This window comes from Amycolatopsis sulphurea (assembly GCF_002564045.1).
Classification (GTDB): Bacteria; Actinomycetota; Actinomycetes; order Mycobacteriales; family Pseudonocardiaceae; genus Amycolatopsis; species Amycolatopsis sulphurea.
The window spans coordinates 5,196,745-5,220,386 of sequence record NZ_PDJK01000002.1; the positions used below are offsets into that span (position 1 = coordinate 5,196,745).

At 67.9% G+C, this 23,642-nt stretch carries 16 protein-coding genes and 3 rRNA genes; 17 read left to right on the forward strand and 2 right to left on the reverse strand.

Going from position 1 to position 23,642, the window contains the following annotated elements:
- Positions 1-471 precede the first annotated feature (471 nt).
- Together pheS and pheT are read left to right on the forward strand one after the other, a co-directional pair.
- Entirely contained in the window at positions 472-1,527 is a 1,056-nt protein-coding gene (pheS, locus tag ATK36_RS29790; protein ID WP_098514482.1) for a phenylalanine--tRNA ligase subunit alpha, read from the forward strand.
- Positions 1,527-4,079 carry a phenylalanine--tRNA ligase subunit beta gene (gene pheT / locus ATK36_RS29795; RefSeq protein WP_098514483.1) on the forward strand — a complete coding sequence of 851 codons (2,553 nt, stop codon included), beginning with the start codon at positions 1,527-1,529 and terminating at the stop codon, positions 4,077-4,079. Before pheS ends, pheT begins: the two co-directional genes overlap by 1 nt.
- Positions 4,080-4,135: 56 nt before the next feature.
- On the opposite strand, the gene ATK36_RS29800 is transcribed toward pheT, so the two are convergent.
- Positions 4,136-4,825 carry a DNA alkylation repair protein gene (locus ATK36_RS29800; protein ID WP_098514484.1) on the reverse strand — a complete coding sequence of 230 codons (690 nt, stop codon included), beginning with the start codon at positions 4,823-4,825 and terminating at the stop codon, positions 4,136-4,138.
- A 130-nt stretch (positions 4,826-4,955) separates the two neighbouring features.
- Here ATK36_RS29800 and ATK36_RS29805 point away from each other — a divergent pair, with 130 nt between their 5' ends.
- The 15 genes from ATK36_RS29805 to rrf all read left to right on the forward strand — a co-directional run bounded on the left by ATK36_RS29805 (position 4,956) and on the right by rrf (position 23,100).
- The gene (locus ATK36_RS29805) at positions 4,956-6,533 is read left to right on the forward strand and encodes an alpha/beta hydrolase (RefSeq protein ID WP_211291985.1); all 1,578 of its coding nucleotides are present in this window, start codon (positions 4,956-4,958) and stop codon (positions 6,531-6,533) included.
- A 192-nt stretch (positions 6,534-6,725) separates the two neighbouring features.
- Positions 6,726-7,208: a helix-turn-helix domain containing protein gene (locus tag ATK36_RS29810; protein ID WP_098514485.1), complete on the forward strand. Its 483-nt coding sequence runs from the start codon at positions 6,726-6,728 to the stop codon at positions 7,206-7,208.
- 132 nt (positions 7,209-7,340) lie between these two features.
- Positions 7,341-8,369: an N-acetyl-gamma-glutamyl-phosphate reductase gene (gene argC / locus ATK36_RS29815; RefSeq protein WP_098514486.1), complete on the forward strand. Its 1,029-nt coding sequence runs from the start codon at positions 7,341-7,343 to the stop codon at positions 8,367-8,369.
- Positions 8,366-9,526 (forward strand): bifunctional glutamate N-acetyltransferase/amino-acid acetyltransferase ArgJ, encoded by a 1,161-nt coding sequence (gene argJ, locus ATK36_RS29820; protein WP_098514487.1) that lies wholly within the window; start codon positions 8,366-8,368, stop codon positions 9,524-9,526. The genes argC and argJ overlap by 4 nt, the downstream gene beginning before the upstream one ends.
- On the forward strand, positions 9,523-10,458 hold the full coding sequence (argB, locus tag ATK36_RS29825; protein ID WP_387001324.1) for an acetylglutamate kinase: 936 nt from the start codon (positions 9,523-9,525) through the stop codon (positions 10,456-10,458). The genes argJ and argB overlap by 4 nt, the downstream gene beginning before the upstream one ends.
- A complete protein-coding gene (locus ATK36_RS29830; RefSeq protein WP_098514489.1) occupies positions 10,455-11,660 on the forward strand; it encodes an acetylornithine transaminase in 1,206 nt (401 codons plus the stop codon). The genes argB and ATK36_RS29830 overlap by 4 nt, the downstream gene beginning before the upstream one ends.
- A complete protein-coding gene (argF, locus tag ATK36_RS29835; protein ID WP_098514490.1) occupies positions 11,660-12,586 on the forward strand; it encodes an ornithine carbamoyltransferase in 927 nt (308 codons plus the stop codon). The genes ATK36_RS29830 and argF overlap by 1 nt, the downstream gene beginning before the upstream one ends.
- Positions 12,583-13,092 carry an arginine repressor gene (locus tag ATK36_RS29840; RefSeq protein WP_098514491.1) on the forward strand — a complete coding sequence of 170 codons (510 nt, stop codon included), beginning with the start codon at positions 12,583-12,585 and terminating at the stop codon, positions 13,090-13,092. The genes argF and ATK36_RS29840 overlap by 4 nt, the downstream gene beginning before the upstream one ends.
- Complete coding sequence (locus tag ATK36_RS29845; protein WP_098514492.1) at positions 13,089-14,171, forward strand: argininosuccinate synthase domain-containing protein; 1,083 nt, start codon at positions 13,089-13,091, stop codon at positions 14,169-14,171. Before ATK36_RS29840 ends, ATK36_RS29845 begins: the two co-directional genes overlap by 4 nt.
- A gap of 25 nt (positions 14,172-14,196) precedes the next feature.
- Complete coding sequence (argH, locus tag ATK36_RS29850) at positions 14,197-15,612, forward strand: argininosuccinate lyase (RefSeq protein WP_098514493.1); 1,416 nt, start codon at positions 14,197-14,199, stop codon at positions 15,610-15,612.
- Between the two features lie 44 nt (positions 15,613-15,656).
- Positions 15,657-16,292, forward strand: a complete 636-nt coding sequence (locus ATK36_RS29855; protein ID WP_098514494.1) for a DNA-3-methyladenine glycosylase — start codon at positions 15,657-15,659, stop codon at positions 16,290-16,292.
- A 32-nt stretch (positions 16,293-16,324) separates the two neighbouring features.
- A complete protein-coding gene (gene tyrS, locus ATK36_RS29860) occupies positions 16,325-17,599 on the forward strand; it encodes a tyrosine--tRNA ligase (RefSeq protein ID WP_098515283.1) in 1,275 nt (424 codons plus the stop codon).
- Between the two features lie 360 nt (positions 17,600-17,959).
- Positions 17,960-19,481: ribosomal RNA gene (locus ATK36_RS29865) — 16S ribosomal RNA — on the forward strand.
- A 283-nt stretch (positions 19,482-19,764) separates the two neighbouring features.
- Positions 19,765-22,891: ribosomal RNA gene (locus ATK36_RS29870) — 23S ribosomal RNA — on the forward strand.
- Positions 22,892-22,983: 92 nt separating this feature from the next.
- Positions 22,984-23,100, forward strand: a 5S ribosomal RNA gene (gene rrf / locus ATK36_RS29875).
- The 16S, 23S and 5S rRNA genes sit together here, the layout of an rRNA operon.
- A gap of 235 nt (positions 23,101-23,335) precedes the next feature.
- Here rrf and ATK36_RS32610 read toward each other — a convergent pair.
- The gene (locus ATK36_RS32610; protein ID WP_170069638.1) at positions 23,336-23,596 is read right to left on the reverse strand and encodes a hypothetical protein; all 261 of its coding nucleotides are present in this window, start codon (positions 23,594-23,596) and stop codon (positions 23,336-23,338) included.
- Positions 23,597-23,642: the final 46 nt, after the last annotated feature.

Below are 23,642 nucleotides of genomic sequence, written 5' to 3' on the forward strand. Positions count from 1 at the left end.
CCACCGTCGAACCCCGCCCACCGCCGAAAGACCTCCGTCACCCACCGCTCACACCACTAAGCGAATCTCCCGGCCCAGCCCGCCCCTCTCCGTCACTGCGCGTACCGAAAACGTCGGCAGGCGCACCCCCGTCCCCACTCGTCCCGTCGATCACCACACGGCCGTGGCCCGGACACCACTCCCGCTCCCGGCATCCGGGAGCCGAGGCCGAGTCCCGAGCCCGGCCGCGACACCACCCCCGCGCCCCCCGCCCCTCACCCGATGCGTTGATCATGGCCGAGGTCACCGGCGTGTTCGACCGGCGCCGGCACCGGCCGATACCGGAGCCGATCCGGCGCGGCCACTCCGGAAGCGGAGGGTGACCGGCCGGGGCCGACGCCCGATCCCCTAGACTGAGCTGCCCGATGAGCACGTGCGGCAGCCTGCCCGCGTGCCGCCGACCAGACCAGTCCGAGCGGACGCCGAGGAGTCATGTCCGGAGCCACAGAACAGCCGGTCGACGTGCTCGCACCGGAGACCCTGCGCGCGGCGATCAAGGCGGCCGAAGAGGCCTTCGCCGGCGCGGCCGACCTGGATGCCCTGGCCGCCGTCAAACCGGCCCATCTCGGGGACCAGTCGCCGCTGCTGCTCGCCCGCCGGGAGATCGGCGGCCTGCCCAAGCAGGAGAAGGCCGACGCCGGCAAGCGGGTCAACGAGGCGCGCCAGGCCACGCAGTCCGCATTCGACCAGCGCCGCGCGGCCCTGCAAGCGGAGCGTGACGAGCGGGTGCTCCGCGAGGAGGCCGTCGACGTCACGCTGCCATGGGACCGCGTACCGCGCGGCGCCCGGCACCCGATCAGCACGCTGTCCGAGCGGATCGCCGACGTGTTCGTGGGCATGGGCTACGAAGTCGCCGAAGGCCCGGAGCTCGAGGCCGAGTGGTTCAACTTCGACGCGCTGAACTTCGGCAAGGACCACCCGGCACGCCAGCTGCAGGACACCTTCTACGTCGGCGAGGAGGACTCGGGCCTGGTGCTGCGCACGCACACCTCGCCGGTGCAGGCTCGCAGCCTCCTGCACCGCGACCTGCCGGTGTACGTGGTGTGCCCGGGCCGCACGTACCGCACCGACGAGCTGGACGCCACGCACACCCCGGTCTTCACCCAGGTCGAGGGCCTCGCGGTGGACAAGGGCCTCACCATGGCCAACCTCAAGGGCACCCTGGACGCGTTCGCCCGCGCCATGTTCGGTGACCGGTCGAGGACCCGGCTGCGTCCGCACTTCTTCCCGTTCACCGAGCCGTCCGCCGAGGTGGACGTGTGGTTCGAGGAGAAGAAGGGCGGCGCCGGCTGGGTCGAGTGGGGCGGCTGCGGCATGGTCAACCCGAACGTGCTGCGGGCCTGCGGCGTCGACCCCGAGGTGTACTCGGGCTTCGCGTTCGGCATGGGCATCGAGCGGACCCTGCAGTTCCGCAACGGCATCCCGGACATGCGCGACATGGTCGAAGGCGACGTCCGGTTCACTCTTCCCTTCGGAACGGAGGCGTAGTGCGAGTCCCGGTGAGCTGGCTGACCGAGCATCTCGATGTAGGTGCCGAGGTCACGCCCCAGGACCTGGCGGACGCCTTCGTGCGGATCGGCATCGAGGTCGACGAGCTGAGCGGGCTCGGCCCGGTCACCGGTCCGCTCGTGGTCGGGCGGGTGGCCGAGATCGAGGAGCTGACCGGCTTCAAGAAGCCGGTCCGGTTCTGCCGGGTCGAGGTCGGCGAACAGCCCGATCCCGAACCCGAGGAGTCCGAAGAGGACGACGAGGACGGCCCGATCGAGAACGAGGGCCCGCACGGCATCAAGACCCGCGGCATCGTCTGCGGTGCGAGCAACTTCGCCGAGGGTGACCTGGTCGTGGTCGCGCTGCCCGGCGCGGTGCTGCCCGGCGATTTCGCGATCGCCGCGCGCTCGACCTACGGCAAGGTCAGCGACGGGATGATCTGCTCGGCCAAGGAGCTGGGTCTCGGCGAGGACCACACCGGCATCCTCGTGCTGCCCCCGGGCGCGGCGATCCCCGGCGACGAGGCCCGCGAACTGCTCGGCCTGGACGACCACGTCATCGAGGTGACGCCGACGCCGGACCGCGGCTACGCGCTGTCCGTCCGCGGGCTCGCCCGCGAGCTGTCCACCGCGCTCGACGTGCCCTTCGGCGATCCGGCGTCGCTGGAGGTGCCGGCCGCCGAGGGCGAGGCGTGGCCGGTGCGGGTGGACGACCCGCAGGGTTGCCCCCGGTTCGTGCTGCGCCGGGTCACCGGGCTCGACGCGACCGCGCCGACGCCGTGGTGGATGCGCCGCCGCCTGCTGCTGGCCGGGATCCGGTCCATCTCGCTCGTCGTCGACGTGACCAACTACGTGATGCTGGAGCTCGGGCATCCGCTGCACGCGTTCGCGACCGGCGCCATCCAGGGCGGACTGGTGGTGCGCCGGGCCGAGGCGGGGGAGAAGCTCACCACGCTCGACGACGTCGAGCGCACGCTGGACGCCGACGACATCGTGATCGCCGACGACAGCGGCGTGATCTCGCTCGCCGGCACGATGGGCGGGGCGAGCACGGAGATCACGCCGGAGAGCACCGACGTGCTGCTCGAAGCGGCGCACTGGAATCCGGCGTCGATCAGCCGGACCGCGCGCCGGCACAAGCTGTTCTCCGAGGCAGCGAAACGGTTCGAGCGGTTCACCGACCCGGCGCTCTGCGCGGCCGCGGTCGAGCTGGCCGCACGGCTGCTGCGCCAGTACGGCGAGGGCTCGATCCAGCCCGGCCGCACCGACGTGGGCGGTGTGGCCCCGAACCCGCCGGTGACCATGCCGATCAACCTGCCCGACCAGGTTGCCGGGGTGCGCTACCAGCGGGGTGTCACGGTGCGCTGGCTCGGCCAGATCGGCTGCAAAGTCCAGGTGAGCACCACCGACGAAGGGGTCTCGGTGGTCACCGCGGTGCCGCCGAGCTGGCGGGCCGACCTCGTGCAGCCGGCCGACCTCGTCGAAGAGGTGCTGCGGCTCGAGGGCTACGACAGCATCCCGTCGGTGCTGCCCGCCGCCCCGGCCGGCCGCGGGCTCACCGACGCGCAGCGCCGCCGCCGGGCGATCTCGCGGGCGCTCGCGGAGGCCGGCTACGTCGAGGTGCTGCCGTTCCCGTTCGTGAGCGACAGGGTGTGGGACGCCTTCGGCCTGCCCGCAGACGACGTGCGCCGCAGGACGGTGCGCGTGCGCAACCCGCTCGAGGCCGATCAGGACCGGATGGCCACCACCCTGCTGCCGGGCTTGCTGGACACCTTGCAGCGCAACGTTTCCCGCGGGATCAAGGACCTGTCGCTGTTCCACATCGGACAGGTCGTGCTGCCGAAGCCGCATCAGCTCGCCGTGCCCGACCCCGGGGTGGCGCACCGGCCGAGTGACGAGGAGCTGGCTCTGCTCGAAGCGGCGGTGCCGGCGCAGCCGGTGCACGTCGCCGCGGTGCTCGCCGGGCAGCACAGCCGGGCCGGCTGGTGGGGCAAGGGCGAACCGGCCGGCTGGGCCGATGCGGTGCAGGCCGCCCGGCTCGTCGCCGAGGCCGCCGGGGTGACCCTGACCGTGCAGGCGGCGGATCTTCTGCCGTGGCATCCGGGCCGCTGCGCGCAGCTGCGCGTCGGGGACTGGCCGGTCGGGCACGCGGGTGAGCTGCACCCGAAGGTGGTCGAAGCGCTGGGGCTGCCGCCGCGCACGGTCGCGATGGAGCTCGACCTCGACGCCGTTCCGCTGCCCGATTCCCGCCCGGCGCCGAGCATTTCGGCCTATCCGCCGGTGTTGCTCGACGTCGCGCTCGTCGCGGACGCCGAGGTGTCGTCGGCCGAGCTGGCCGACGTGCTCCGGACCGGCGCCGGTGATCTGCTCGAAGAGATCACTCTCTTCGACGTGTACACCGGGAAACAGCTGGAGGACGGCCGGCGTTCGCTCGCCTACAAGCTCCGCTTCCGGGCGCCGGATCGCACTCTCACCGTGGACGAGGCCATCAAGGCCCGTGACGAAGCCGTCACGGCCGCAGGCGAGCGCTTTGGCGCCACGCTGCGCGCCTGACCACCGCCGCCCCCGTCCGCCGACGCACTCTCCGGTGGCGGGGGCGAGCCGATGGTTCAGCCGAGGTGCTTCAACGCCTCCCGGGTGGACAGCGGCGACAGTGCGGGATGGTCGCGGACGAACGCTCGCACCCAGTCCGGCGCCAGCCGGGCATGATCGCGCAGTGCCCAGCCGATTCCCTTGCGCAGGAAGAAATCCGGATCTTCGGCAGTGGCTTCGACTGCGGCCGTGAGCAGCTTGCGATCGACCTCGTGCTTCGCCCCGATCTGGCAGATCACCGCCGTGCGCCGGCGCCAGCGGTCGGCGTCGGTGGCCCAGGCCAGCAGGAGCGGGGTGACCTCCGCCCGGTGCGCCCGCAGGATCGGCCCGACCCGCCGGATCGCCAGCTCGTCGACGTAGTCCCACCAGGCCCCGGTGACGATCAGTTCCTCGTACATCGGCAGCAGCCCCGGGTCCTGCCAGCGCCGGTAGGCGCGGTATCCGGAAAGCGCGATCGCGGCGTAGCGTTCCTCGCGGTATTCCGCGTCCCGCCACAGTGCGAGCACGGTTTCGGTGAACGTCACCCGATCCGGCAGAGGATGGTCGGCGAAGACCGCCTTCGTGAGCCCGGCGCGCGCCGGGCTCGGCACGCCGCGGAACGGCATCTCCGACTTCATGTAGGCCCGCATCGCCAGTGCCCGGTCCGCATCCGCGAGCTGGGAAAGTCCATTTCGGACTGCGGAGATCAGCTTGCCGTCCACACCCATTCATGATCACCTCGATCAGGTCGGTTCCCCGTACCGGGAGAGCGGCGCCTTCCGGCCCCGAACTGGTGCCGGTGCGGGGCCTTCGATAGCTTCGTCGAATTCTGCTGATCTTCGGAAGAAAAGGATCACCGTGAGGAGCATTGCCGCCGTACTGGCCGCCACGGCTTTCGGGGCCACAGCCCTGACCGCTGTGCCCGCTGCCGCGGAGCCGGCCGCCGCGCCGGGATACACCCCGCCTCCGATCACCTGGGGGCCGTGCCACACGAGCGGCCTCGGCTCCGCCGAATGCGGATTCCTGGTGGTGCCGATGGACTACGCCCGGCCCGGCGCCGAGAAGGTGCGGATCGCGGTGTCGCGGATCAAGCACACCGCGGCCGAGTACCAGGGCGTGATGGTGGTCAACCCCGGCGGTCCCGGTGCCTCCGGGCTGGGGTTTGCGCGGCTGGGCCGCTCGGTCCCGCACCAGGCCGGAGCCGGCTACGACTGGGTGGGCTTCGACCCCCGCGGGGTGGGCGACAGCGAGCCGAAGATCACCTGCGACGGGAACTACACCTCCTACGCCCGCCCGCCGTACGTGCCTTCGGCTCCGGGCGTGGAGAGTGCGTGGCTGGCCAAGACAAAGGGTTACGCCGACGCGTGCGCGAAGAACGGCGCGATCCTCGAGCACGTGAAGACCGTCGACGTCGCGCAGGACATGGAAAGCCTGCGCAAGGCGCTCGGTGAAAAACAGCTCAACTACTACGGCTTCTCCTACGGCACCTACCTCGGCCAGGTCTACAGCACGCTCTACCCGGAGCACGTGCGGCGCATGGTGCTGGACGGCAACGTGGACCCGCAGCGGATCTGGTACCGGAGCAACTTCGACCAGGACGCCGCCTTCGACCGCACGATCAAGGTCTACTTCGACTGGCTCGCCAAGTACGACGGGATCTACCACCTCGGCAAGACCGGCGCCGAGGTCCAGCAGCTCTGGTACGACCAGCGGGCGCGGCTCGACAAGGCCCCGGCCGACGGCAAGATCGGCGGCTCCGAGTGGACCGACATCTTCCTCAAGGCCGGTTACTACGTGTTCGGCTGGCAGGACATGGCGGACGCCTTTGCCGGCTGGGTGCACCGCGGCGACTGGCAGCCGCTCAAGAAGCTCTACGACCAGGCGAACCCCCAGGGCGACGACAACGGTTACGCGGTCTACGCCTCGGTGCAGTGCACGGACGCGCCGTGGCCGAAGAACTGGCACCGCTGGCGTTCCGATTCCTGGCGGACGCATTTCCGCGCGCCGTTCGAAACCTGGGGCAACACCTGGTTCAACGCGCCCTGCGCGAACTGGCCCGCCACATCCGGGCACCCGGTGCGCGTCGACGGCAGCAAGGTTGCCGGGGCGCTGTTGATCAGCGAGGAACTGGATGCCGCGACGCCGTATGAGGGCAGTCTCGAGGTGCGCACATTGTTCCCCCGATCGAGTCTGATCAGTGCCCCCGGCGGGACCACGCACGCCGGGTCTCTTTCCGGTGTCGCGTGCGTGGACGACAAGGTTGCCGCCTACCTTGCGACCGGTGCGCTGCCGGAGCGCACCGCGGGCCCCGGATCGGACGTCCAGTGCGAGCCCGTGCCGCCGCCGGTGCCCACCGCCGGCGAGGCGAAGCCAAAGGCTGATTCCCCAGCACAGCAGCCGGTTCAGCGGGTGCTCGCCGAGCTGCCGCGGTTCTGATCCGCCGGTGGTGCCCCGGTCCGGTCCGCCCGGCCGGGGCACTGCCCGTCTTTGCTCTCGCACCGATCCCCCTCGGTCGTCTTTCGTGGTCGCCGGAGACGCTACGACGGGGGTCCGACAATTTCGGAGAGCGGTCACCCGATCGCGCTAAGTGAGTGAAATGTGTCGGGGGTCGCGGCTACCTTCGCCGCCATGACGATCATCCATGAGCACCGGACCGAGATCCGGGCAGGAGACATTCAATATCAGGTCGCCGTGATCACCCGGACCGAAGGCGGTGAACCGGACCGGGTCACCGTCACGATCGGGGCGGAGCGGCCTGATGGCGAACCGGTCGCCGAGGGCCGGCTCGACCTCGATGTGGCGTCGGTCCCCACGGTCGCCGAGCTGCTCGGCACGAGCCTGCGCTCGTTCACCGGCGGCGCCCGGAGAAGATCCGGCAACCGGCCCGCCCGGCAGGGGCAGCCGTGGACCGACGAGATGGAAGCCGAACTTGAAGCCCGCTGGCTCGCCGGGGAGTCGGTGGTGGACATCGCCCGGCATTTCGACCGGACGCCAGGCGGGATCCGGGCCCGGCTGCCTCGCGTCGGCTGCGATCCGGAGCGGCCGGGCAATCACCTGCCGACGCCGCCCAGCCTGCGGGACGGGGACGAGACGGAGCAAGGGGCGGCCTGAGGCATGCCGGGCCGCTGGGTCTGCGGTTCGGTGCAGGTGGTGGCGGGTCCGGGGAAAGACGCCAGGGGAGGGGCGATCGAGGTGGGCAAACCCTGTTTGTTTGAGCTTGCACGCTCGTGCATAATCATTCGTATGACAGTGAAGATCGCGGTGGCCGGCGCGAGCGGGTACGCCGGTGGCGAACTGCTGCGCCTGCTGCTGACCCATCCCGAGGTCGAGATCGGCGCACTGACCGCGGCGAGCAGCGCGGGGACGAGGCTGGGCGCGCACCAGCCGCACCTCGTGCCGCTGGCCGGGCGAGTGCTGGCCGAGACCACCCCGGAGACGCTGTCCGGTCACGACGTGGTGTTCCTTGCTTTGCCGCACGGGCATTCCGCGGGGATCGCCGCGCAGCTCGGCCCGGAGGTGCTCGTCGTCGATCTCGGTGCCGACCATCGGCTCGCCGATCCGGGCGACTGGGCGCGCTGGTACTCCGGCGAGCACGCCGGGCAGTGGCCCTACGGGCTGCCGGAGCTGCCCGGCGCGCGCGAGAAGCTGGCCGGTACCAAGCGGATCGCGGTCCCCGGGTGCTTCCCGACCGGCGGGTCGCTCGCGCTGGCGCCCGCGTTGGCCGCCGGGCTGGTCGAGCCGGCTGTCACCGTGGTCTCGGTCACCGGCACGTCCGGGGCGGGCAAGAGCCTCAAGCCGAATCTGCTCGGTTCGGAGGTGATGGGCAATGCCAGCGCCTACGGGGTCGCCGGCGCGCACCGGCACACGCCGGAGTTCGCGCAGAACCTCTCGGCTGCCGCGGGCAAGCGGGTGGCGGTGTCGTTCACCCCGGTACTCGCCCCGATGCCGCGCGGCATCCTCACCACGGCGAGCGCGCCGCTGACGGCGGGTGTGGACGAGCCCGCGGCGCGTGCGGTCTACGAAAAGGCCTACGACGCCGAGCCGTTCGTGCAGTTGCTGCCGCCGGGCACCTGGCCGGCGACGGCGGCGACGGTCGGTTCCAACAACGTCCAGCTGCAGCTCGGGGTGGACGTGGACGCGGGCAGGCTGGTCGTGGTCGCCGCGATCGACAATCTCACCAAGGGCACCGCGGGCGGTGCCGTGCAATCGATGAACCTGGCGCTCGGTTTCCCCGAGGCCACCGGACTTTCCACCGTGGGAGTGGCACCGTGACCGTCACCGGCCCCCAGGGCTTCCGCGCCGCCGGCGTCGCCGCCGGCATCAAGGCATCCGGCGCGCTCGATCTCACCCTCGTCGTCAACGACGGACCGCTCGATGTCGCGGCGGGCGTGTTCACCCGCAACGCGATCAAGGCCGCGCCGGTGCTGTGGTCGCAGGAAGTACTCAAACAGCAGCGGCTGAAGGCGGTCGTGCTCAACTCCGGCGGCGCGAACGCGGCGACCGGCCCGGCCGGGTTCCAGGACACGCACGCCACCGCCGAGAAGGTCGCGCAGGTGCTCGGCACCGGGGCGATCGAGGTGGCGGTGTGCTCCACCGGCCTGATCGGCGAACGGCTGCCGATGCCCGCCGTCCTGTCCGGTGTGGACAGTGCGGTCCAGGCGCTGGACACCACGCCCGAGGCCGGGCTGAACGCGGCCACAGGGGTGATGACCACCGACAGCAAGCCGAAGGAATCCTTCGCACGCCACGAGAACGGGTGGAGCGCCGGTGGTTTCGCGAAGGGCGCGGGCATGCTCGCGCCCAACCTGGCGACGATGCTGTCCGTGCTGACCACCGACGCCGTGGCCGGCAAGGAAACCCTCGACCGCGCCCTGCGTGCGGCCACCCGCCTCACCTTCGACCGGCTCGACGTCGACGGTGGCACGTCGACCAATGACACGGTGCTGCTGCTGGCCTCGGGTGCGAGCGGGGTCGAGCCGTCCGAAGCCGAGCTGACCGAACTCCTCACCGCGGTCAGCCTCGACCTCGTACAGCAGCTGCGTGCGGACTCCGAGGGCGCGACCAAGGACGTCGACATCACCGTGCGGGGTGCGGCCTCCGAGGCGGACGCCATCGTGGTGGCGCGCACGATCGCGGAGGACAACCTCGTCAAGACCGCGTTCTTCGGTTCCGACCCGAACTGGGGCCGGATCGCCATGGCGCTCGGCCGAGCACCTGCGCGGCTGGCCCCGGAGACGCTGTCGATCACGATCAACGGGGCCACGCTGTTCGCCGCCGGTACCACGGCCGAGGACCGCTCGGCCGCGGATCTCTCCGGGCGGGCCATCGAGGTGGTCGTGGACCTGGGGGTCGGCAGTTCGTCGGCCACGATCTACACCACGGACCTGTCGCACGGGTACGTCGAAGAGAACAGTGCGTACTCGTCATGATGAGCACAGACGGGCTGGTCCCCGCGGACGAACGGCTCGCGACCGCGGCGGAGAAGGCCGGGGTGCTGATCGAAGCCCTGCCCTGGCTGCAGCAGTTCCGCGGCGCGACGGTGGTCGTCAAGTACGGCGGCAACGCCATGATCGACGACGAGCTGAAGGCGGCCTTCGCCGAGGACATGGTGTTCCTGCGGCTCGTGGGGCTGCACCCGGTCGTCGTGCACGGCGGCGGTCCGCAGATCACCGCGATGCTCGCCCGGCTCGGCGTGCCGGGGGAGTTCAAGGGCGGCCTGCGGGTGACCACTCCGGAGACGATGGACATCGTGCGCATGGTGCTGGTCGGGCAGGTCAGCCGGGAGCTGGTCGGCCTGATCAACGCCCACGGCCCGTACGCGGTGGGCATCTCCGGTGAGGATGCCCGGTTGTTCACGGCCGAGCGCAAACATGCCACTGTGGACGGTGAGCCGGTGGACATCGGCCTGGTCGGCGAGGTGGCCGCGGTCAACCCGGACGCGGTCCTCGACATCGTCAACGCCGGGCGCATCCCGGTGGTGTCGACCGTGGCCCCGGATGTCGATGGCGTGGTGCACAACGTGAACGCCGACACCGCGGCCGGGGCGCTCGCCGCCGCGCTCGGGGCGGAGAAGCTCGTGGTGCTCACCGATGTCGAAGGCCTCTACGCCAGCTGGCCGGACCGTTCCTCGCTGATCGGCCGGATCTCCGTCGACCGCCTTGAGGCCATGCTGCCGGACCTGGCCAGCGGCATGATCCCGAAAATGGAGGCCTGTGTGCGCGCGGTGCGCGGCGGGGTGCGCGGCGCGCACGTGATCGACGGCCGGCTCGCGCATTCGGTGCTGCTCGAAGTCTTCACCTCGCGCGGCGTCGGCACCATGGTCCTGCCCGAAACCTCCCTTTCCGGAACGGAGCACCCGTGACCACCCTGAAGTCCAATGAGGACGGCCGGCAGCACTGGCGGTCGGCCGTGATGGACAACTACGGCACCCCCGGCCTGACCCTGGTCCGTGGCGAAGGAGCGCGGGTCTGGGACGCCGACGGCGCGGAGTACGTCGATCTCGTCGGCGGTATCGCGGTCAACGCGCTCGGCCATGCCCACCCGGACGTGGTGCGTGCGGTGACCGAGCAGATCGGCACCCTCGGGCACACGTCGAACCTCTACGTCAACCCGGTCACGGTCGAGCTGGCCGAGGCCCTGCTCGACGTCGCGGGGCTGGCGGGGCAGGGCAAGGTCCTGTTCGTCAACTCCGGTGCGGAGGCCAACGAGGCCGCGCTGAAGATCAGCCGGCTCACCGGGCGCAGCAAGATCGTGGCCGCCGAGGGTGCGTTCCACGGCCGCACCATGGGTGCGCTCTCCCTCACCGGGCAGCCCGGCAAACGGGACCCGTTCGCACCGCTGGTCCCCGGGATCACACACGTGCCGTTCGGCGACCTCGAAGCGCTGCGCGCCGCGGTCGACGGCGAGACCGCCGCGGTGTTCCTGGAACCGGTGCTCGGCGAGGCCGGGGTGATCCCCGCGCCGGACGGGTACCTGCAGGCCGCGCGCGAGCTCACCAAAGCCGCCGGCGCGCTGCTCGTGCTCGACGAGGTGCAGACCGGCATCGGCCGCCTCGGCACTTGGTTCGCCTTCCAGCAGACCGGGATCGTGCCGGACGTGATCACGCTCGCCAAGGGCGTCGGCGGCGGGCTGCCGCTCGGCGCCGTGATCGGCGTCGGCGCCGCGGGCGATCTGCTCAAACCCGGGCAGCACGGCACCACTTTCGGCGGCAACCCGGTGTGCTGCGCGGCCGGGCTCGCCGTGCTCCGCGCGATCAGCCGGGACAATCTGCTCGACCACGTCTCCGCGCTCGGCAAGGACATCGTCGCCGGGGTGGAGGCACTCGGCCACCCGCTCGTCACCGAGGTGCGCGGCAACGGGCTGTTGCTGGGCATCGGCCTGCGCGAGCCGGTCTCCGCGGCGGTGGCCCGGTCCGCGCAGCAGGCCGGGTACCTGGTCAACCCGGTTGCCCCCGACGCCATCCGGCTCGCCCCGCCGCTCGTGCTCGACGAGCAGCAGGTTCACGGATTCCTCGCCGCCCTGCCGGGCGCGCTCGACTCCACCACGACGAAGGACACCGACTGATGCCCCGCCATTTCCTCCGCGATGACGACGTCACCCCCGCCGAACAGGCCGCTCTGCTCGATCTGGCCGACCGGCTGAAGGTCGATCCGCTCGGCACCAAGGCGCTGGCCGGACGCACCGTGGCGGCGATCTTCGAGAAGAACTCCACCCGCACCCGGTTCTCCTTCGAGGTCGGCATCAGCCAGCTCGGCGGCCACCCGGTGATCGTCGACGGCCGCTCCATGCAGCTGGGCCGTGAGGAGACCATCGAGGACACCTCGCGGGTGCTCTCCCGCTACGTCGACGCCGTCGTCTGGCGGACGTTCGCGCAGAAGCGCATCGACTCGATGGCCACGGTCGCCTCGATCCCGATCGTCAACGCGCTCACCGACGAGTTCCATCCTTGCCAGGCCCTCACCGACCTGATGACCATCCGCGAGCGGAAGGGCAAGCTCGCCGGTCTGACCCTGAGCTACCTCGGCGACGGGGCGAACAACATGGCGCACTCGCTGCTGCTGGCCGGCTGCACCGCCGGTATGAACGTGCGGGTCGTGTCGCCCGAGGGATTCCGGCCCGATCCGCAGGTGGTGCTGGACGCCGAGCGGCGGGCCGCCGAAACCGGCGGCAGCGCGGCCCTCTGCACCGATCCGCACGAGGCGGTCGAGGGCGCGGACGTGCTCGTCACCGACACCTGGACCTCGATGGGGCAGGAGAACGACGGGCTCGACCGGGTCGGCCCGTTCCGCGCCCTGCAGGTCAACTCCGCGTTGCTCAAGCGGGCGGCGGACGAGGCGATCGTGCTGCACTGCCTGCCCGCGCACCGGGGCTGGGAGATCACCGACGAGGTGCTCGACGGCCCGGCCAGCGCGGTGTGGGACGAGGCGGAGAACCGGTTGCACGCGCAGAAGGCGCTGCTGGTCTGGTTGTTCGGGCAGTCCGGCCGATGACCGGCAGCCGGGTCGGCCGCCAGGCCAGGATCACCGAATTGGTGTCCACCATGGCCATCCGCAGCCAGACCGAGCTGGCGAGGCTGCTCGCCGCCGAGGGCATCGAGGTCACCCAGGCGACCCTGTCGCGCGATCTCGATGAACTGGGCGCGGTCAAGCTGCGCGGCGCCGATTCCGGAGCACCGGTCTACGTCATCCCCGAGGACGGCAGCCCGGTGCGCGGGGTCCAGGGCGGGACCTCGCGGCTGGCCCGGCTGCTCGCCGAACTGATGGTGTCCGCCGACTCGTCGGGCAACCTGACCGTGCTGCGCACCCCACCGGGGGCCGCGCAGTTCCTGGCCAGCGCCATCGACCGCGCCGCGCTGGAGGAGGTCGTCGGATCCATCGCCGGGGACGACACCGTCGCGGTGATCGCGCGGGAGCCGCTCAGCGGGCGGGATCTCGCCGAGCGATTCACCGCGCTCGCGCAGCGGTCCGCCGAAACACTCGAAGGAGGAGCGCCGTGACCAGCCGGGTCGTGCTCGCCTACTCGGGCGGGCTCGGCTCTTCGGTCGCCCTCCACCTGCTCGCCCGGCAGGCCGAGGTCATCGCCGTCGTGGTCGATTTCGGCACCGGCGACGTCGACCTCGATGCGGTCCGCCGGCGGGCTGTCATGGCGGGAGCCGCGGAGGTCGCGGTGATACCGGCCCGGGACGAGTTCGCGGACCGGTACTGCCTCGCGGCGCTGCAGGCCAACGCTGTCCTTTTCGGACGGTATCCCTTGGTCGCCTCGCTGGCCCGGCCGGTGCTGGCCGGCCATGTCGTCGCGGTGGCGGAAAGCCTTTGCGCGTCGGCGATCGCGCACGGTGGGGACGGCCTGTTCAGCAAGACGGCCGGGGACCTCGCACCCCGGCTGCACGTGCTCGAACCACTGTCGGAATGCGCTGTTGCCGCGGACTACGCGCGTGCGCACGGTTTGCCCACCGGCGGTCCTCAAGTGTCGATCAAGCGCACGGTGTGGGGCCGCGGCGGGGCGGCCCAGGCACCGCTGTTCTCCTACACCGAGAACGCGGCGGTGCACGCCGATGCTCCGGACGAGGTCGTGGTGAGCTTCGAACGCGGCGTGCCGATCGCGGTCGACGGCGAGACGGTGTGCGTGACCGAGGCCGTCCAGTGGCTCGGCTATCGCGCAGGGGCGCACGGGATCGGCCGCTTCGATCCGGCCGGGGACGGCCGGGAAGGCTACGAGGCACCCGGCGCGGCCGCGCTCATCATCGCGCACCGGCAGCTGGAAGCCCGCACCCTCGATCGGGACCTGGCCCGGTTCAAACAGGGGGTCGATCGCCGCTGGACCGATCTCGTGCACGACGGCTCGTGGTTCTCGCCGCTGCGCGAGCCGCTCGACGCGTTCATCCGGCAGGCGCAGGAACGCGTCACCGGTGATGTGCGGCTGCTCCTGCACGCAGGCGCCGCCGCGGCCCCCGGCGCACCCGAAACCCCCGGCGCCGCCGGGAGACGCCTTCGCCCGGCCGGGGCGCGGTACCGTCCGGTGACCGGACGGAACCCGCTGGGCCAGGCCTGGCATCCGACCACCCAGGCGTCCTGAGACGCCGGATCGAGAAAGGCAGAACGTGAGCGGGAAAGACCAGCCGGTGCAGCTGTGGGGCGGCCGGTTCGCCAGTGGACCGGCCGAGGCGATGGCGGCGCTGAGCGCCTCCACCCATTTCGACTGGCGCCTGGCGCCCTACGACATCGCGGGCTCGCGCGCGCACGCCCGCGTGCTGTGCAAGGCGGGCCTGCTCACCGACACCGAGCTGGCCGGCATGCTCGACGCGCTCGACACGCTGGCCCAGGACGTGCAGTCCGGCGTGTTCACCCCGACCGTCGCCGACGAGGACGTGCACACGGCGCTGGAGCGCGGCCTGCTCGAACGGGCCGGCACCGAGCTGGGCGGCAAGCTGCGTGCCGGGAGGTCGCGTAATGACCAGGTGGCTACGCTGTTCCGGATGTGGCTGCGCGACGCCGCTCGCCGGGTCGTGGCGGGCACGCTCGACGTGGTCGACGCGATCGTGGCGCAGGCGAGCCGGCATCCGGAGGCGATCCTGCCCGGCCGCACGCATCTGCAGCATGCGCAACCGGTTCTGCTCGCGCACCACCTGATGGCCCACGGCCAGGCGCTGCTGCGCGACGTCTCCCGGCTGCGTGACTGGGACGCGCGCACCGCAGAATCGCCGTACGGGTCCGGGGCACTCGCCGGATCGTCACTCGGGCTGGACCCGGAGGCCGTGGCCACCGAGCTGGGCTTCGACACGAGTGTGGAGAACTCGATCGACGGTACCGCCTCGCGGGATTTCGTGGCCGAATTCGCCTTCGCCGTGGCGATGCTCGCGGTACACCTGTCCCGGATCGCCGAAGAGGTGATCATCTGGAACACCGCCGAGTTCGGCTACGTCACCCTTGACGACGCGTGGGCCACCGGCAGTTCGATCATGCCGCAGAAGAAGAACCCGGACGTCGCCGAGCTGACCAGGGGCAAGGCGGGCAGGCTGATCGGCAACCTCACCGGGCTCCTCGCGACGCTGAAGGCGCAGCCGCTGGCCTACAACCGCGATCTGCAGGAGGACAAGGAGCCGGTCTTCGATTCGGTGGAACAGCTGGAGCTGCTGTTCCCGGCGATCGCGGGCATGCTCGCCACCCTCACCTTCCACACCGAACGGCTGGCCGAACTCGCCCCCGCCGGGTTCACCCTCGCCACCGACATCGCCGAGTGGCTGGTGCGGCAGGGAGTGCCGTTCCGGGTGGCGCACGAGGCCGCGGGGGAGAGCGTGCGCGTGGCGGAGTCCCGCGGAGTCGGCCTCGACGAGCTGACCGACGAGGAGTTCCAGGCGATCAACCCGGCGCTGACCCCGGCGGTACGCGAGGTGCTGACCGTCGAGGGTTCGGTGCGTTCCCGCAACGCCCGCGGCGGTACCGCGCCGGAGCGAGTCGCGGAGCAACGCGAGCGGCTGGCCGAGCGGATCGCCGGGCATCGGCAATGGCTGAAGTGAGGCCGCCGGGCGTGCCTGGCTAGGCTGCGCGGTGGACGAGGGGAGTGCGCGTGGACCGGTTGTTCCGGCGCGAGGAGCTGGCACTGGATCCGGTCGAGCTGGCCCGGCTGCTGCTCGGCGCGGTGCTGGAGGCCGAGACGGCCGAGGGAACGGTCGGGGTCCGGCTGGTCGAGGTGGAGGCCTATCGGGGTCTCGACGATCCGGCGTCGCACTGCTATCGGGGCAAGACCCCGCGCAACGCCGTGATGTGGGGTCCGGCCGGGCACCTCTACGTCTATTTCGTCTACGGCATGCACTTCTGCGCGAACGTGGTCGGCACCGAGGACGGCCGGCCCGGTGCGGTGCTGCTGCGCGCGGGTGAGGTGGTCGGGGGTGCCGACCTCGTGCGTGCGCGGCGGCCGAATGCCCGCGGCAACGGCGAACTGGCCAAGGGGCCGGCGATCCTCACCTCGGTCCTCGGGCTGGACCGGCACTGGAACGGGGCCGACCTCACCGATCCCACGTCGCTGGTGCGGCTGCGGATCGGGGAACGCGTGCCCGCGGACCGCATCCGGGTCGGGCCGCGGGTTGGAGTGGCCATGGCGATGGACACGCCCTGGCGGTTCTGGGTGGACGGCTCGCCCGCGGTGTCCACCTACCGCCGCGGCGGGAAACGGCGCCCGGTACGCCCCGCCGGATAGTCGCTTGACCTGGTGCGGGAGGATCTATGACCGTGAGCGAGCACATCCTTGACGAGTTGTCCTGGCGCGGTCTGATCGCGCAGTCCACCGACCTAGGCGCGCTGCGCCGGGAACTCGACCAGGGCCCGCTCACGCTGTACTGCGGCTTCGATCCGACCGCGCCCAGCCTGCACGCGGGCAACCTGGTCCCGATGCTCATGCTCAAGCGTTTCCAGCGCGCCGGGCACCGGCCGATCGTGCTGGCCGGCGGCGCGACCGGGATGATCGGCGACCCCCGGGACACCGGTGAGCGCACGCTCAACACGCTCGAGGTCGTGTCCGAATGGGCCGGCCGGATCCGCGGCCAGCTCGAACGGTTCGTCGATTTCGACGATTCGCCGACCGGGGCGATCGTCACGAACAACCTGAACTGGACCGGGCAGCAGAACGTGCTCGAATTCCTCCGGGACATCGGAAAGCACTTCCCGGTGAACACGATGCTCAACCGGGAGACGGTGAAGCGCCGGCTCGAATCCGACGGCATGTCCTACACCGAATTCAGCTACCTGCTGCTGCAGTCGCAGGATTACCTGGAGCTGCACCGGCAATACGGCTGCAAGCTGCAGGTGGGCGGCTCGGACCAGTGGGGCAACCTGGTCGGCGGGGTCGACCTGATCCGCCGGGTCGAGGGTGGTACCGCGCACGCGCTGACCGCGCCGCTGGTCACCGACGCCGAGGGCCGCAAGTTCGGCAAGTCCACCGGCGGTGGGAACCTGTGGCTCGACCCGGAGATGACCTCTCCCTATGCCTGGTACCAGTACTTCGTGAACGTCGGCGACGCCGACGTGCTCCGGTACCTGCGCATGTTCAGCTTCCTCGGACGCGAGGAGATCGACGCGCTGGCCGAGGACACCGAACAGCGCCCGCACCTGCGGGCCGCGCAGAAGAAGCTTGCCGAGGAGTTCACCAACCTGGTGCACGGCGAGGATCAGACGCGGCAGGTCATCGCGGCCAGCCAGGCGCTGTTCGGCCGCGGTGAGCTGAGCGGACTCGACGAGCGCACGCTGGACGCGGCGATGGCCGAGGTCCCGAGCGGCAAGATCGGCACGGACGGCGCCGCGACGATCGTCGACCTCCTGCTCGCCGCGGGGCTGGTGGACAGCAAGGGCGCCGCGCGCCGCACCGTCAAGGAGGGCGGCGCGTACGTGAACAACGTGAAGATCGGCGACGAGGAGTGGCGGCCCGCGGCGTCGGACGCTCTGCACGGGCGCTGGCTCGTCGTACGTAAGGGCAAGCGGAACGTGGCCGGCGTGCGCCTCGGCGGCTGACTCCGGGTCCACCCCCTGGAACAGGCCTCTGACCTGCGGTGATGTGGTTAAGGGACCCCCGTGTTTCGGGGGGTTGTGGGGCGTGTAATGTTCTCCAGGTCGCCAGGGAGACCGGGTGGCTGCGGGACACGAACCAAGCTCTCACCTTGAGGGTGATTGAGTGGGTGTTCTGCTTTGAGACTGCTAGGTATGACTGCTTCGGTTGTGGTTGCCCTTGGTGGGGTTGGCTGTGACTGTGGGTGTGTTGCTTGAGAACTCAACAGTGTGCTAGTGAACTAAGCCAGTAGAGCTTTATGTTTGAAACCCCTCGTTGGGGTTTCCTTTGAGATTATATTTATATAGTCTGGATTGGACAATTCATTGTTGGAGAGTTTGATCCTGGCTCAGGACGAACGCTGGCGGCGTGCTTAACACATGCAAGTCGAACGCTGAAGCATCTTCGGGTGTGGATGAGTGGCGAACGGGTGAGTAACACGTGGGTAATCTGCCCTGTACTTTGGGATAAGCCTGGGAAACTGGGTCTAATACCGGATATGACTACTGCGGGCATCCGTGGTGGTGGAAAGTTTCGGCGGTACGGGATGAGCCCGCGGCCTATCAGCTTGTTGGTGGGGTGATGGCCTACCAAGGCGACGACGGGTAGCCGGCCTGAGAGGGTGACCGGCCACACTGGGACTGAGACACGGCCCAGACTCCTACGGGAGGCAGCAGTGGGGAATATTGCACAATGGGCGGAAGCCTGATGCAGCGACGCCGCGTGGGGGATGACGGCCTTCGGGTTGTAAACCTCTTTCGCCAGGGACGAAGCGAGAGTGACGGTACCTGGATAAGAAGCACCGGCTAACTACGTGCCAGCAGCCGCGGTAATACGTAGGGTGCGAGCGTTGTCCGGAATTATTGGGCGTAAAGAGCTCGTAGGCGGTTTGTCGCGTCGGCCGTGAAATCTGGAGGCTTAACCTTCAGCGTGCGGTCGATACGGGCAGACTTGAGTTCGGTAGGGGAGACTGGAATTCCTGGTGTAGCGGTGAAATGCGCAGATATCAGGAGGAACACCGGTGGCGAAGGCGGGTCTCTGGGCCGATACTGACGCTGAGGAGCGAAAGCGTGGGGAGCGAACAGGATTAGATACCCTGGTAGTCCACGCTGTAAACGTTGGGCGCTAGGTGTGGGCGACATTCCACGTTGTCCGTGCCGTAGCTAACGCATTAAGCGCCCCGCCTGGGGAGTACGGCCGCAAGGCTAAAACTCAAAGGAATTGACGGGGGCCCGCACAAGCGGCGGAGCATGTGGATTAATTCGATGCAACGCGAAGAACCTTACCTGGGCTTGACATGCGCCAGACATCTCCAGAGATGGGGCTTCCCTTGTGGTTGGTGTACAGGTGGTGCATGGCTGTCGTCAGCTCGTGTCGTGAGATGTTGGGTTAAGTCCCGCAACGAGCGCAACCCTTATCCTATGTTGCCAGCGCGTCATGGCGGGGACTCGTGGGAGACTGCCGGGGTCAACTCGGAGGAAGGTGGGGATGACGTCAAGTCATCATGCCCCTTATGTCCAGGGCTTCACACATGCTACAATGGCTGGTACAGAGGGTTGCGATATCGTGAGGTGGAGCGAATCCCTTAAAGCCGGTCTCAGTTCGGATCGCAGTCTGCAACTCGACTGCGTGAAGTCGGAGTCGCTAGTAATCGCAGATCAGCAACGCTGCGGTGAATACGTTCCCGGGCCTTGTACACACCGCCCGTCACGTCATGAAAGTCGGTAACACCCGAAGCCCATGGCCCAACCCCGTAAGGGGAGGGAGTGGTCGAAGGTGGGACTGGCGATTGGGACGAAGTCGTAACAAGGTAGCCGTACCGGAAGGTGCGGCTGGATCACCTCCTTTCTAAGGAGCACAACACATCCCAGCCCACGGGTTGGGGGTGGCCTGAGTTTGGAAGCCGACTGTGTTTCTGCTCGGGTTGCTCAAGGAATTGTGGAACTACTGGTTATCGCCGGTCACGGTGAATGTGTTCGATGTCTAGTACTGCAGGGTTTTCTCTGTGTGGAACGGGTTGGGCGTGTTCGGGTGGTGGGTTGTTCACTGTGCACTGTTGGGTTCTGAGGCAACGCACTGTTGTTTCTGGTGTGGTGTTTGAGAACTGTAGAGTGGATGCGAGCATCTTTGTGGTCAAGTTGTTAAGGGCACATGGTGGATGTCTTGGCTTCAGGAGCCGATGAAGGACGTGGGAGGCTGCGATATGCCTCGGGGAGCTGTCAACCGAGCTGTGATCCGAGGATTTCCGAATGGGGAAACCCAGCACCAGTGATGTGGTGTTACCTGCCGGTGAATATATAGCCGGTGTGGAGGGAACGCGGGGAAGTGAAACATCTCAGTACCCGTAGGAAGAGAAAACAACCGTGATTCCGTGAGTAGTGGCGAGCGAAAGCGGAAGAGGCTAAACCGTTTGCATGTCAAGCTGTCAGGCGTTGTGCAGATGGTGTTGTGGGGCCCGCCTTGAAGATTCTGACAGGTCTTCGGGATGACGCATGCGTTAGTGGAACGCCTTGGGATGGGTGACCGGAGTGGGTGAGAGTCCCGTACGCGAAAACGTGTGTTGTTGTTCTTGGTGGTGTTCCCGAGTAGCAGCGAGCTCGTGGAATTTGCTGTGAATCTGCCGGGACCACCCGGTAAGCCTAAATACTTCCTGGAGACCGATAGCGGACGAGTACCGTGAGGGAAAGATGAAAAGTACCCCGGGAGGGGAGTGAAAGAGTACCTGAAACCGTGTGCCTACAAGCCGTCAGAGCCCTGTCGTGGGGTGATGGCGTGCCTTTTGAAGAATGAGCCTGCGAGTTAGTGCTGCGTGGCGAGGTTAACCCGGGTGGGGTAGCCGTAGCGAAAGCGAGTCTGAAGAGGGCGTTCTAGTCGCGTGGTCTAGACCCGAAGCGGAGTGATCTACCCATGGCCAGGCTGAAGCGCGGGTAAGACCGTGTGGAGGGCCGAACCCACTTAGGTTGAAAACTGAGGGGATGAGCTGTGGGTAGGGGTGAAAGGCCAATCAAACTCCGTGATAGCTGGTTCTCCCCGAAATGCATTTAGGTGCAGCGTCGCATGTTTCACCACGGGGGTAGAGCTACTGGATGGTCTAGGGGCCTTACCGGGTTACCGAAATCAACCAAACTCCGAATACCGTGGTGTGAGAGTGTGGCAGTGAGACGGCGGGGGATAAGCTTCGTCGTCGAGAGGGAAACAGCCCAGAACACCAGCTAAGGCCCCTAAGTGTGTGCTCAGTGGGAAAGGATGTGGGATTGCCCAGACAACCAGGAGGTTGGCTTAGAAGCAGCCATCCTTGAAAGAGTGCGTAATAGCTCACTGGTCAAGTGGTCCTGCGCCGACAATGTAGCGGGGCTTAAGCACACCGCCGAAGCTGTGTCACTCACACGATACATCGGCTCGACTCTTCGGGGTTGTGTCTAGTGGTGTGGGTGGGTAGGGGAGCGTCCTGCATCCGGTGAAGCCGCCGTGGAAACGAGTGGTGGAGGGTGTGGGAGTGAGAATGCAGGCATGAGTAGCGAATGCAGAGTGAGAAACTCTGCCGCCGGATGACCAAGGGTTCCTGGGCCAGGCTAATCCGCCCAGGGTAAGTCGGGACCTAAGGCGAGGCCGACAGGCGTAGTCGATGGACAACGGGTTGATATTCCCGTACCCGAGCATGTGCGCCCATGGCGAGGCGGTTGATACTAACCACCTGAAGCCACGCTGGATGCCCTTCGGGGTGGATGGTGTGTGTGGAGCGTGGGATCTGATTCCGTAGTAGTCAAGCGATGGGGTGACGCAGGAAGGTAGCTCCGCCAGTGAGTGGTTGTACTGGTGTAAGCGTGTAGGCCGTCAGGTAGGCAAATCCGCCTGGCAATGGGCTGAGACGTGATGCGTAGCCGTTTGAGGTGAAGTGGGTGATCCTATGCTGTCGAGAAAAGCCTCTAGTGAGTGCATGCACGGCCCGTACCCCAAACCAACACAGGTGGTCAGGTAGAGAATACTGAGGCGATCGGGTGAACTGTGGTTAAGGAACTCGGCAAAATGCCCCCGTAACTTCGGGAGAAGGGGGGCCAGGCACTGTGATACCCCGTGCGGGTGGAGCGGTGTGTGGCCGCAGAGACCAGCGGAAAGCGACTGTTTACTAAAAACACAGGTCCATGCGAAGTCGCAAGACGATGTATATGGACTGACGCCTGCCCGGTGCTGGAACGTTAAGAGGACCGGTTAACTGCTTTTCGGAGTGGTGAAGCTGAGAATTTAAGCGCCAGTAAACGGCGGTGGTAACTATAACCATCCTAAGGTAGCGAAATTCCTTGTCGGGTAAGTTCCGACCTGCACGAATGGCGTAACGACTTTCCGGCTGTCTCGACCACAGGCCCGGCGAAATTGCATTACGAGTAAAGATGCTCGTTACGCGCGGCAGGACGGAAAGACCCCGGGACCTTTACTATAGTTTGGTATTGGTTTTCGGTTCGGCTTGTGTAGGATAGGTGGGAGACTGTGAGGCTGGCACGCTAGTGTTGGTGGAGTCGTTGTTGAAATACCACTCTGGTCGGATTGGGAATCTGAACCTACGCCCATGATCTGGGTGAGGGACAGTGCCTGATGGGTAGTTTAACTGGGGCGGTTGCCTCCTAAAGGGTAACGGAGGCGCCCAAAGGTTCCCTCAGCCTGGTTGGCAATCAGGTGTTGAGTGCAAGTGCACAAGGGGGCTTGACTGTGAGACTGACAGGTCGAGCAGGGACGAAAGTCGGGACTAGTGATCCGGCACCTCCTGGTGGAAGGGGTGTCGCTCAACGGATAAAAGGTACCCCGGGGATAACAGGCTGATCTTGCCCAAGAGTCCATATCGACGGCATGGTTTGGCACCTCGATGTCGGCTCGTCGCATCCTGGGGCCGGAGTAGGTCCCAAGGGTTGGGCTGTTCGCCCATTAAAGCGGCACGCGAGCTGGGTTTAGAACGTCGTGAGACAGTTCGGTCCCTATCCGCCGCGCGCGTAGGATACTTGAGGAAGGCTGTCCCTAGTACGAGAGGACCGGGACGGACGGACCTCTGGTGTGCCAGTTGTCACGCCAGTGGCATGGCTGGTTGGCTATGTTCGGAAGGGATAACCGCTGAAGGCATCTAAGCGGGAAGCCTGTTCCAAGATGAGGTATCCCACCCCTTTGTGGGTTAAGGCCCCCAAGAGACGATTGGGTTGATAGGCCAGAAATGGAAGCACAGTAATGTGTTGTCGAGTTGACTGGTACTAATAGGCCGAGGACTTGCCCACGAAGAGGCTACGCATCCACTCTACGGTTCTGAAACACCACACCAGCATCATCACCGTGAGGTGGGTGGTGGGTGTGTGTTGTTTCGGAGTGTTTCGGTGGTTTTAGCGTCAGGGAAACGCCCAGTCCCATTCCGAACCCGGAAGCTAAGCCTGACAGCGCCGATGGTACTGCAACCGAAGGGTTGTGGGAGAGTAGGACACCGCCGAACTCACCATGAACAGGCGAGGCCCCGGTCGAGAACCCCCACAGGTTCTCCCGGGGCCTCCCTGCATGCCCGCACCCCCCTCGGGTCACCGGCCGACCCCCACGCACCTCAGACCACCCCGTAGGATGGACAGCCGGTCCCCTAGCGGACCACCCGTGAGAATTCAAGAGTTTCGATGGCAGGAGGCCAGGTGTCCGAGTTCGGTCGACGGGACTCAGCAGATGATGGGTCCGGACGGTCAGCTCGCCGCGACCAGGACTCCCGCGGCGGCCGGTCCGACGCGCCCCGGGGAGACCGGCGCGGCGCGCGGCAGGACCGCGGCGGACGGGACAGCGGCCACCAGGGCCGGCCCCGCCGCGACGATCGGGGTGCCCGTGGCGCCGGCGGCTTCGCCGGCCGCCCGGGTCGCGGTGACGGACCGCGGGACAACCGCGGCTACGCAGGCAAACGTGACGACGACCGGCGCGGTTACGACAACCGCTCCGGTGGTCGGCCGCACGGCAAATCCACCTCCGGCGACCGTTCCCCCCGCCGCTGGGACGATC